Annotated in this window: 1 protein-coding gene (only partly in view); it reads right to left on the bottom strand. The window is 69.3% G+C overall.

The features are described 5' to 3' along the window. Nucleotides 1–12,039, bottom strand: the 5' end (the start) of a protein-coding gene (locus tag DTQ71_RS23445; RefSeq protein ID WP_109563840.1) for an LEPR-XLL domain-containing protein. 18,288 nt of this gene lie to the left of the window's left edge; 12,039 of the gene's 30,327 nt are visible here — the first part of the coding sequence; it begins with the start codon at nt 12,037–12,039; the stop codon falls past the left edge of the window.

Below are 12,039 nucleotides of genomic sequence, written 5' to 3'. Positions count from 1 at the left end.
CCCGAGGTTGAGACCGTCCGCCTCGTCCCAGAAGCTGAGCGTCTCGCTTCCGACCCTTGTGATCTTGAGCCGTCCGCCGTCGATCTTCGCGACCATCGTCTCGTCGCCGGTCGCGGCGCGCAATGCGGCCGTCAGCGCGTCGAGCCCCTCGCTCTGCGACAGACCGAAGAAGTTCACCGTGACCACATGACGCTCGCCGCCGATACGCAGGGCGAAGGAAATGTCGTCCTCAACACTGCCCAGCGCGTCCAGCTCGGATTCGGTCGCGCCCACCAGCACGTCGCCGGCCTGCCCGTCCGCGATGCCGAGAAGATCCGAGGGCAGCTTAGCCGCCGACAGCCGCAGGCGGTCGGCGCCCGCGGTGAGGACGCGGTAGGCGCCGCCGTCTTCCAGCCCCTCCGGCACGTCGGAGGCGCTGCCCTTGAGGAAGGTCACGATATCGCCGTCGGCATAGCCATGCGCATCGACCCGGAGGGTCGCCGCCTCGGCCGGCTCCCCATCGACGGTGATCGCGAAGACGCCCGCGTCGCCGATGATGTCGATCGTCTGAACCTCGTCGCCGGGCGCCTTCAGGTCACCCTGAATGCGGACCTGGATCTCGGGCACGTTGCCCAGGCCGGGCAGCTCCACATCGGTCTTGGTGTAGATCCCCTCGCGGCCAAAGCCGAAGTTGAGGCGCCAGTCCCAGGCGATATCGAGATCGAGAACCGCGTCGAGATCGAAAGCGAAGACATCGCCCAGCCCGAGGTCGAAGCTGACATCGACCTGCGGCGCATTCTCCTTGAGGAGCGCCTCGAGCAGATCGGCCTGGCCGAGATTCATGGCGAATTCGAAGGCTTCGATGTTCTTCGTCGAGAACACGCTCTTGACCCGCTCGCCGCCGGTATCGGTCGTGGTGCCGTCCGTGCCCAGCCCGTCGAAGAAGGACGTAACGAAGCCGATGCCGATATCGTTGCGGTTGACCGGCGTGGAATCGGTCGGGTCCAGCTTCTTGAGGATGTTCCAGGCGCCGACCTTGCCGCTCGCCGTCTCGAAGGGCACCGCGATGTCGCCGATGCCGCCGACCGAGGTCTTCTCGATGGTCACCTTGTTCGAATTGGGCGGCGCCACCGACAGCGTCGAAATGTCGATATTGGACAGCAGGCCGACGAACTCGACGATGTATTTGTTGCCGAAGATCGAGACCTTGAGGTTGTCCTCGCCACCGATGTTATTGAGCTTGCCCAGCGCGGCCTTCAGCTCGTCAGCCGAGGCGTCGGCCTCGACCTCGACGCTGTAGCGCGGCGCGGGAAGATCATCGGCCACGCCGACCAGCTGCTGCACATCGCGGCCCGCCAGCTCGCCGATGAACTCGATGGTCAGCACCTTGTCGTATTGCGTGTGCTCGGCCTCGTTGCTGTTACGGGTCTCGGTATAGCCGACCCTGACGTTGCCCGCGCCGAGGATGTCTTCCAGCGAGCGCTGCGCCGAGGCGGCGATCGCCGCGCGAAGTGCGTCGCCGCCGTCACCGCGCGTATAGCCGGCCAGCGGCCCGCCCGGCGCGGGCGACCCCGTGGGGCTGACATAGGGGATCGGGAAGGTTTCCTGCCCGCCCAGCGCCAGTCGGAAGGCGCCCTCGTCGCCACTGCCTTCCATCGCGGTCAGAGTGACGGTCTGGATCTCGTTGCGCGCGTCGCTGCCCAGCGTCTCGCGCACGCCGTCCTGATTGAAGGTCACCTCGAAGAAGCGGCCCTCCAGCGCGGTCCCGGCGACGTCGGCCCCATCGGCCACGGTCACGCCCCCGGCCGCGCTGATCTCGGAGAGCGCGTTCAGCGCCGTCGCGATCCCGGCGGCGCCGTCGCTGACCCGGATCACGTCAGTCACCTCGCCCCCGAAGGCCAGGCGGAACGAGGTCGGCACGGTCTGCGGGTCGAGCGTCACGGTCTGGACCGAGGCGGTCGAGGCATCGCCCTCGACGGTCTGCTCGATGAAGATGCCCTTGGCGCGCTGCACCGTCACGACATCCGCACCCGCATCCTCGAGCCGGATCGTGTAGGTGTTGTCCTTGCCCACGAAGAGCAGGTCGAGCTCTTCGGTGGTTTTGAAGGTGACGGTGTAGACCGTGTCGTCGCCCGAGCTGGACTTGACGACGGACTCCACCCCTCCGGCATTCTCGACGACCACCAGCCCTTCGAGTGCCGCCTTCACGGCCGCCTCCTCCGCATCCTTCTCGATGATCGCGCTGGCCTGGCCGCCCAGCTGCAGGCGATACTGATTGGCGTCCTTGTCGACCGTGATCGTTTGGACGGTGTTGCCGTTGGCCGCATTCGCCCCGCGCGCCGTCGAGACCTTCTCTTCGGTCAGGGTGAAGAAGGGCGTGCGCTGGACCTCAATGGTCTGGATCGTGTTCGAGCGGCGGACATCGTCCTCGCCGGGACCGAACAGGTCGAACAGCGCCTGCTGGATCAGCTGCCACGGCGTCAGCGCCGGATCGCCCCGGCGGAGCGCGAAATCTAGGAAGGTGAGCACCGCGTCGGTGTCGAAGAAGCCGGTGAGGATATCGCTCAGCCCCTGCCCCACGAGCGGCAGGTTGGTCAGCGCGACCTGCTCCACCAGCTGTTCCTCGACCGAGCCGAACAGCGCGCCCAGACCGTCGATGAAGACCTCCGGGTTGTTGCGGATCTTGTCGACGATGCCCTCGTATTTGGCCGCGTGCAGCTCCAGGTCGGGCGCGTCGAACGTGGCGAAGATCTCGACCGGCGGAGCCTCGGGTAGGATGCCGTCGGCCAGGTCGCGCAGCGACAGCAGATAGGCCTCGAGATCGACGGCCGAGTCGAAACGCAGCACCAGGTCGTTGCCGAGCGAGGTGCCGTCCTTCTCGTCGAAGACCGGCAGGACGGCCTCGAACGGGGCCGAGGTCGGGTCGGAGGTTGTCAGGATCGACTGCACCAACTCCCGGTCGGCGGCCTCCTCAGCGAGATCGTCGAGAAGCTCGGCGCCGGTCAACCGGCCATTCTCGCCCGAAAGCGCCAGGGCGACGATCGCGTCGATATTGACGGAATGGCCGTCGACATAGACCGCCGCCGGCCCGGCGAAGCCACCGAAGCCTTCCGACTGCGTCCCCGCCGACAGCGCGAAGGTCATGCGCGTCCCGCCATCCTGCGGATCGGCATAGATGAAGGGCCGCAGCGAGGGCGAGGTCGCCCCGCGCAGCGCCAGCGTCGCCTCTACACCCTGGCTGACACCGTCCTCGGCCACCGCCAGCATGGTCGCGCCGGCATTGGCCCCCTCGCGCGGGTCGATGATGCTGAGCGTCAGCACCTGGGCCCCGGTCGAGCTCGACACGGTGGGCACCCAGATGTCGCCCTCCCCCTGGTAGAGCGTCTGCACCGCGTTCAGCGCATCGGCTACCTCGGCGGCGGTCGCGCGGGCGGAGATCTCGTCGGTGACGACCGTCACGAGCCCGCCGGAATAGCCCAGCCCCTCGCTCGCGAAGAGGTCGTTCTGACCGATGAACTCGTATTCCGAGACGCCGCCCAGCACCGCGAGGCCCGGCACGTCCGAACCGGCGAGCCCGGTGAAGAAGATGTCGAACTCGATCGGCCCGTCCAGCGGGGCCGAGGCGACCTCGACGGTCAGCTCCGTGCCCGCCAGCGCGGGCAACTGGCTCAGCGCCGCCGCGACGGACTCGGCGGTCAGCGGCAGCCTGCCGAAGAGGTCGGGGCTGTTGATGAAGCCGATCTCCTCGGTGACGTTCTGGATGTCCGCGAAGGCCAGCGTCGCGGCGCTGTCGCGCGCGACGATTTCCAGCGCGCCGCTCGCGGCGGTCTGAGCGATCACGCGGGGCTGGCCCGACCCGGATTCGGTCCCGAAGGCGGAGAGAAGCGCGGCGTTCAGCGCCGTCTCCAGCCCGGCGGCGTAGTCCTCGGCGGTCAGGGTGACGCGGCGCGTCTCGGGGGTGCCGCCGTCAGGGGTGAGCGTCAGGTCGAAGGCGAAGCCGAAGGTCTCGGGCGCCTGCGGCAGGCCGCGCGCTGCGATCCCGCCCACGCCGCTCTCACCGTCGGCGATGCCGAGGATCTCCGAGGCGGTCGGCGCCTCGGTCAGACGGAGCTGGAAGCCGACCGTGTCGCTGTTCACGTTCCCCACGCGCAGCTTGATCCGCTCGAACAGGTCGCCGGTCGTGCCATCCGCGGCAGCGCCGTCGACGACGGTCTCGACCTCGACGCCGGAACTGCGGGTCACCAGCACGTCGGAAAGCTCGATCCCCGACAACTCGGCCAGCGCCGCGCGCACCGTGTCGGCGGAGGCGTTGACATCGAGCGCGGCGGTGGTCTCGCCGCCATAGGACAGCCGGAACGTGCCCTGCGGCGAGATCGCGCGCAGCACCTGCCGCTTCGCATCCGCGATGACCGTGCCATCGGCGGCGGTGACCACCTCGTCGCGGGTCGCGTCGCGCACCTCGACGGCCAGCAGCTGGCCCGACGCGTCGAGCAGCAGCGTCTCCAGCGCGAAGCTGCCACTGATCGCGGCGGGCTGGCGCAGCACCCATTCCGGATCGCCGGCGCCTGTCGTCCCCTCGGACACGTCCACGCCCTTGGACAGCACGCGGATCGTGCCCTCGCTGGCGGTCAGCTCGGCGAAGCCGCCCGAGAAGGAGGCGGAGACGCGGGCCGGGTCGAGACCGGCCTCGGTCAGCGCGGCCGAAAGCGCCGCGCTCAGGGCAGAGTCGTCCCCGTAGGGCGCGCGCAGGTCGAGTGTGGCGAGCGTCTCGCCCGCATCGTCGAGCACGTCGAGAAGGAAGGTGCCCTCGCCGTCGGGCGAGCTCCAGACCGAGGTCTCGACGACGCCGGTGACGCTGGCGCCGGCCTGCCCGTCCGCGAGGCCGAGCCCCTGGATGACATGCGCCGCGCGGTAGCCGCCCTCGGCGGTCGCGTCGGTGAAGATATGGATCTTGGTCGGGTCGAGATCGAAGGAAGCGTCATCGCCGTTGAACTGCTTGGCGAGCGTGTCGTCCTCCGCGCGCCACAGCTCGATCCGCGGAGGATTGCCGTTCTCGGCGGGCACGAAGCGCGCGACCAGGTGGCCCGCCTCATAGCCGGGCGTGCCCTCCATCGTGGCGTCGATGCTGTCCTGGACCACCTGACGCAGGTCGGCGGCCGAGCTGCCGCCGGTGGTGGCGTCGAAGGCTAGGTTGAAGCGCGCGAGGCTGCCGTCCTCGGGCACGTCGAGCTCGATCCCGAAGGCCAGGTCGAAGCGCGCGGCGACGTCGACGCCGACCCCGGCGCCGTCGCCGATGCCCGACAGGGAATCGACCACAGAGAGCGGATTGCCCTCCTCGTCCACCGCGGCGCCAGCGGGCAGGCCGCCCAGCGCGTCGAAGTCGAATTCAAGCCCGGTCGTGCGGCTGACCGAGGCGAGGAAGGGGAACTCGACCTTCAGCGCCCGGCCCTCAACCGGGTCGTCGTCGATCGTGACCTTGACGTTGGCGAATTCCGACGCTGGCAGGCCGAACGCGGAGGCGATGGCCGTCGGCAGAAGATCGACCGTCAGGGGCGCCGAGTTCAGGAGCACCGCCAGACGCTCGGCGAAGAGGTCCGAGAATTCGAGGAAGTCGGAGATCGAGCCGTTGATGACCGGGAAGGCGGTCTCCAGCAGCGGTTCGTCGAGCTCCGCCAGGGCGGCCGCGAAATCTTCGAGCGCGGTGGCGATGTCCTCGAAACCGGCCTTCGAGACGGTCTCGAGTTCCTCGGGAAGCGTCGCGTCCACGGTCGGGACGAGGTCCGGGTCGGCGGCCCAGCTGTCGCCCGATAGCTTGATGGTGCCGTTCCCCAGCTCATCCAGCAGATCCGGCGTCAGCGCGGCGAGCAGGTCGATGGACTCGCCCGGGGTCAACGTCAGGTCGAGATCGAAGTCCGATCCCACCTGCGAGATGGCGACATGGGCCCCGGCATCTTCCAGCAGGTCATCGGAAGCGACCGGTCCCGCGGCGAGGTCCAGCGTCCCGGAGGCCGTCACCTTGGCCAATCCCTCGATATCGACGGCGACGAAGCCGAGCCGCCCCTTGGCCTCGAATGCGCCATCCCCGGTATCGCCGAGATCGAGATTGGCCGCGATCAGCGCCGCCGCCTCGTCGGCCTTGTCGAGGAACCAGCTGTCCGAGCGCCCCCACTTGATGAGGTCGACCGAGCCGCGCAGCGCCTCCAGCGGATCGACCGGCCCCTCTCCGGCGGGCAGCGCGCGGAAGCCGAGCGTCGTCACCGTCGGGTTGCCGAGATCGGCTTGGAGCCGCAGCCCCAGGATACCCGCGCCATCCTGCGCGACGAAGGCGATGCGCGCGGCTGGCCCGGTGGCGTCGCCCTGCACGACGACATCCACACCGGTGATCCCGGCCGCGTCGATCTGCTCTTGGATGTCGGCCGCCAGCGCGCTGATGCGCGAGACGGACTGCCCCGCCGTGAAGCCGAGGGCCTCGACATTTTCGCCGCCCGCGATGCGCAGGCCGATCACGCCCGACCCGTCGGCGCCCGCGATCCGCAGCGCGCCATCCGTGTCGAGCGGGTCCAGCAGCCCCGCCTCCAGCAGGGTCGGATCGATCCCCGCGGCGCGGAGCCCGACATCCAGCGCGGCCTTCAGGTCGTCGCCCAGATCGGCCATGTCGCCGTTCTCGGCCATGCGCCCGCTGTCGAGGACGCCGATCTCCAGCGTCGTATCCGTCGTCCCGTCCGCCGCGGTCGCGGTCAGCACCAGCGCGCCCGATCCGTCGAGCGAGGCGTCGATGGTCTCGGCACTCCCGGGCAGGCCGCCCTCGCCGCTCGCCACGGCCATCACCAGCGCGAGGTTCAGGTCCGCGACCAGATCGTCGAGGCTCTCGTTGTCCTGGGTCTGCGAGGCCAGCAGCATGACCTGCATCACCCGGCTGTCCGTCCCGTCCGAAACCGAAAGGCCGAAGCTCAGATCGCCCGTCAGCTTCCCGTCCGCCGTGACCGGAGTGGCGCCGGCGGTCAGCACGCCGCCCGACGCCGTGCCTGCGGTGAACCCCAGATCCGACAGGCCGAGAGTCGAGACGAGCACGTTGGCCCGCGTCACATGCCCGAGAGAGACGAGCTTGTCGCCCGCCCCGGCGCCCCCCGCGCCCAGCGAGACGACCGTATCGGCCAGATCGACCGCGCTGACGGCCAACTCGAAGGTGTTCTCAGTGAGATAGTGGACGAAATAGGTCCGGTCGGCCTCCAGTTGGCCCAGGTCACCCGTGTCCCCCCCGGAGCGGAAGATCACCCGGTCGCCGTCGACGAGGCCATGCCCGTCCTTCGTGATGACGTTGCCGGAAATCTTCTCGGGAAGGAGATCGACGTCGCCGCGCTTCTCCTGGATGTCGAGTTGAAGGAACACGTCCGCATCCGGCGCGGCCGTCTCAGGCACGCTGCCTTCCAGCGTGGCGAGCGCGTCGCGGTTGGCCGCGTTGGGCGAGACGACGATCTGGTTCGAGCTCTGCCCCGTCCCGTCGGTCACCATCAGCGTGAATGTGAGGCTCCGGGGAAGCTCTCCGTCGACCGGCACGGCCGATCCGCGCGGCCGCTCCGCGGCGGCGGCGAGCGCCGTGACCCGGGTGGAGCCCGGGGCCAGCTCCAGCGTCGCCACCCCGTCGGTGACGCTGCCGATTGAGACGACGACATCGCCGTCGCTATAGGCGGGAACGCCCTGCTCCGGCAGCATGACGAGGCTGCGGGCGACGACCTCCCGGCCGCCGGCCACGACCGGGGCGAGATCCTCCATCTCGATGGTGCCGTCGTTCTGGACCGTGACGGCGCCGACGAGGCTGTCGGGGCGCCGCAGCGCCTGTTGGCCGGTCGCGCCTGATATCGGCGTCGCGGTCTCCGCGAAGGCCAGCTGCTGGCTGGTGGCGAGCTGGAACCGGTCGGCATCGAGTGCGATGGCATAGACCGGCCCCCCGGCCGTCAGACCGCCGAAGGACGATCCCTCGGGCTCGTAGAAAAGCGTGTCCCCGGTGACGAGCCCGTGGCCCGCAACGGTGAAGACGCCGGTGGCCGGATCGAACGCGTCGGCGTCGAACACGACGTCGCGCGCGCCGAGCGCCGCGTCGATGGCCGCCTGCACCGTCGCCTTGAGCGCCGGGCCATCGGCGGTATCGGCGGTCCCGCCGGGGGCCACTTCGACGGTGAAGCTGCGCGGGGTCTGGAACCCATCGCTGGAGGCGACGAGACGGAAGCGGATCGTATCGGTGAACCCGTATTCGGGATCGCGCGGAGAGGCCTCGATCACCGTCCCGGTGGCACCGTCGGCGGAATAGTTCAGCCCCAGCTTCTCGGCCGCGCCGGACGCGACGATCCCGTCGATGGCGGCTTGGAGGTCTTCGAGCGTGGACCCCTCGGGCAGCGAGACCGGGCGCGGGTTCTCGAAATCGTTGCCAAGATAGATGTCGAAGAGCAGGTCCTCGGTGGTCGCCTGCGCCACGGCATCATAGGCGACGGTGAGATCGCCCGGCCCCGATCCGGGCTGCGGCGGCGCCAGCGTGATCGGAGCCCGCGCGCCCAGATCGATGCCGAAGGCGAGGTTGAAGGCGAGCGTACTGGTATTGTTGCCCTCGTCATCCGTGAGCGTCTTCAGCCCCGCCTCGCTCACGATGTCGGACAGGTCGCCGAGATCGTAGGCGAAATCGAGCGGCAGGCCGCCGATGTCGAGCGCATGGGTCCAGACGATGTCGAAGCGCAGCGTCTGCGTCGCCTCGTCATAGACAGGCACAACCGTGTCGGCGACGCCGGTCAGGGCGCGCAGCAGCCCCCCCAGATCCTGCGCCGAGTCGAAGGCGGGCCCGGACTGATCGCCGGTGCCAGAAAGGCCGCGCAGTACGTCCTGCCGGAAAGCCCCGCCGAAATCGAACAGATCGCCCAGCGTCACCGCGGGCGGCGTCGCCGGAGTGAGCTGATGGGTCGTGCCCGCCCCGGACGTGGCGGCGCCAAGGGCGAGCGTCGTCGTCCCCGACAGCGCGTCGGCAAGGCTGGCGGCCAGCTTCACCCGCCGCTCGTCGACGACGACCACATAATAGAGACCGCCATTTTCCAGCCCGCCGACCAGGTCGCCGGTCGCGAGATAGTTCACCGCCTGGCCGGTCTTGAGCCCATGCAGCCCCAGCGTGATCGCGTCGTTATCGAGCCCATCCGCTTCCACGTCGGCCACCGGATCGAAGCGGGCCTGCTCGGCCTGTCCGGCGAGCGGCAGGTCGATTTCGAAATCCTCGGAGCGCGACAGCTCCGTCAGCACGTCGGCCAGTTCGCCGAGCATGCGCAGCACGTCTCCCGCCAGCACGCCCGTGAAGTCCACGAGCTGCTCCGAGCCGGTGCCGATCTGCGTCGTCCCGCCGAACACCTCGTCGGAGTCGGCGAGCTTGATGCGGAACGTGCTGTCGGACGCGGCGTCGCTCAGCCCGGCAATCCCGTCGTCGAACGTGAGCCGGAACGAGGTGCTGAAATCGTCTTCCGCCGTCACGGTCGGGTCGGCCACGGTATCGCTATCGGTCTCGTCGGGGACGAACACGCTCCCGTCCAGGGTCTCTGAGGCGCCGTCGCCGAAGCTGAGATCGGCCGAGACGTCGAGCAAAAATTGCGCCGGGTCGGTCGCGTCGACGGTCTCGATCTGCGCCCCGAGGAACCCCACGGTCAGGCCCATTCCGATGTCGCGCTCTTCGGCCTCGGCCTCGGCCAGCACGCGATCGAGCACCAGCGAGGCCTTGTTACCGTCGCGGTCGAGCGCGATCGAGAGGTCCACCTCGAGCCGCGAGGCCAGTGTGACGGTGTCGCCCGCCTCCTCCGCGTCGAAGGTCAGGCCGAGCGCCTCGCCCTCAGGGCCGAAATCGAGATCGAACGTGTTCGCGCGCGTGCCCTGGAGCGACAGGCCCAGCGAAAGCTGCGGCTTTCCGCCCGTGCCGTAGCTGCCGCTCTGTTCGAGGCCGATGGACACGGCCTCGAAGACGGCGAGGTTCAGCGCGCCTTCCGCCTGATCGGTGGCCCAGCTGGGCGCGCCCTCGGCGGCCTGCGGGTCGACCCCGCCGGTGAGGCCTTCGAGGATCTCCGACAGGCGCTTGAGGGTGATCTCGCTATCGGTGCCCATACGGTTGAGCACGACGACGCCCAGGTCGCGGAACGCATCGCCTATGCCGACGGCGCGGCCCAGCGTCACTTCGCCGCCGACGGGAATGCCGCTCTCCTGCTCGTCGGCGCTGCGATACTTGTCAGACAGGCCGGGCAGGACTTGGCCGAGTTCCTTGACCGGCTCGATCCGGTGGCCCAGATCCACAAGCGCCCCGAACAGCGCCTTCACCTCGTCGTCGGTCAGCGTGTTGACGATGCCGGCTTCCTGCGCGGTCTGGACGGTCTCGAACCCGCTGCGGGTAAAGGAAACCTCAAGGACGACAGTTCCCGCCGCGTCGTAGAAGGTCACCGTCTCGTCCCCGAGCTCGAGGTCGTAGATTCCTTGGGCATCGATGACGAGCGGGGGCGTACCGGCGCCCGCGGCCAGCGCTACCGCGTCAAGCGCTGCGGCGTCGAACGAGAGAGAGGACGTGCCCTGCACGATGCCGCTCGCGGTGAGCACCATCGGCTCGGCCGAGCCGTCACCGGTGACAGACAGCCCCTGTGTTCCGTCCGACGGCGCCGCGAGCGTGTAGTCCGCATCGCCCAGGGTCACGTCCCACGCGGTTCCGACGGTGCCGTCCGACGCACCCTGCAACGTGACCGTCCCGGTATAGCTGCCGGCGGAGAGATCGACGGAGATCGACTCGCCCGCGACGCCGGAGACCAAGGAAAGGTTGCCGCTCGGATCAGCCAGGGAGAGATCGGCAATGGCCGCACCAACAAGGTCGATCGTCCCGTCGTTCTGACCCGTCAGCGTCGCGCCGCCGTTGACCGGATCGGCCACCGGAGGAAGCGTCAGCGTCACGTCGCCCGTGGGGCCGGTCGTGACCGCGACGCTGTCGACACCGCTCTGAAGGACCACGAGGGACTCGGCCCCCGCGCCGAGTTCGAGCGTCGCCTCGGCCGCGGCGCCCGCCAGCCCCGCGAAGTCGAGCGCGTCCGTCGCCCCCTCAACCGTCAGCGAGTCCGTCCCGGCCCCGCCGAGTTGGATCAGCCCTCCGGTCAGGGAGAATGCGGTCGCGTAATCGAGCGTCAGCGCCGAGCCGGACGCGCCGGCGGAGACGACGAGCTGAGAGACGGTCGCCGCGTCCGCCGCGCCGAGCGTCAGCGCGCCGGCGGTGAAGGCCTCGAAGCCCGGATGCTTCTCAAGATTGGTGGTGGTCAGCGTGGCCGAGGGCGTGCCGTAGGTCAGGTCGTCGCCCGAGAGCGCGGCGCCGCCGGCCACGTCCATCCCCACCAGCAGCGCGTCCCCGGTATCGCCGGCATCCTCGCCGCCGCTGACCCCGCCGGTGAACTCGGCCGCCTCGGACTGCACCAGGAAGACATCGTCCCCGGCCCCGCCCTCGAGCGCCTCCACCCCCGAAAAGCTAATGCCGGGCCCGTCCGGCGTGCCCCCCTCGGCGATGACGTCGAGCGCGGAGGCACCGTTGACGGCCTTGCCCTCCCCCACGCCCGTCAGCACCCAGAGCATGTCCACATCCGGGCCGGCCAGCATGTCGGAGCCAACGCCGCCGTCGAAGGTCAATTCGAAATCGCCGGGAAGCGTGCCATCGATGATCAGCGTCTCGTCGCCGTCCGAGCCGTTCAGGGTGAGACTGCCGTCATTCGCCCAGGTCTCCACCGAGACCTCCCCGCCGACCGCCGTGGAGGTGAGGGTCAGGACTTCCGCCGGGTTGGAAGCGGTAGGATCGTAGGTCAGCACATGGGTGCCCGCGGCCAGCGTGAACGGATCCGCGGCCAGCAGGATTCGTGGCTCCATCATCTCGAGCGCATGGCGTGTCTTGGCGGGCGCCCGCGCCGGAGGGGCGGGCCGTGCGGACCAGGGATCGGCAAGCGCGAAAAGCGGGCCCTGCCCTGCCTGAGAGGTCTCGGCCGAACGAAGCGCAGGCTTGTTCTTGAAAAATGACTGCAT

Source organism: Jannaschia seohaensis (assembly GCF_900116765.1).
Taxonomy (GTDB): Bacteria; Pseudomonadota; Alphaproteobacteria; order Rhodobacterales; family Rhodobacteraceae; genus Jannaschia; species Jannaschia seohaensis.
The sequence above is the reverse complement of the archived record's forward strand: the minus strand, read 5'-3'. Positions and strand labels throughout refer to the sequence as shown.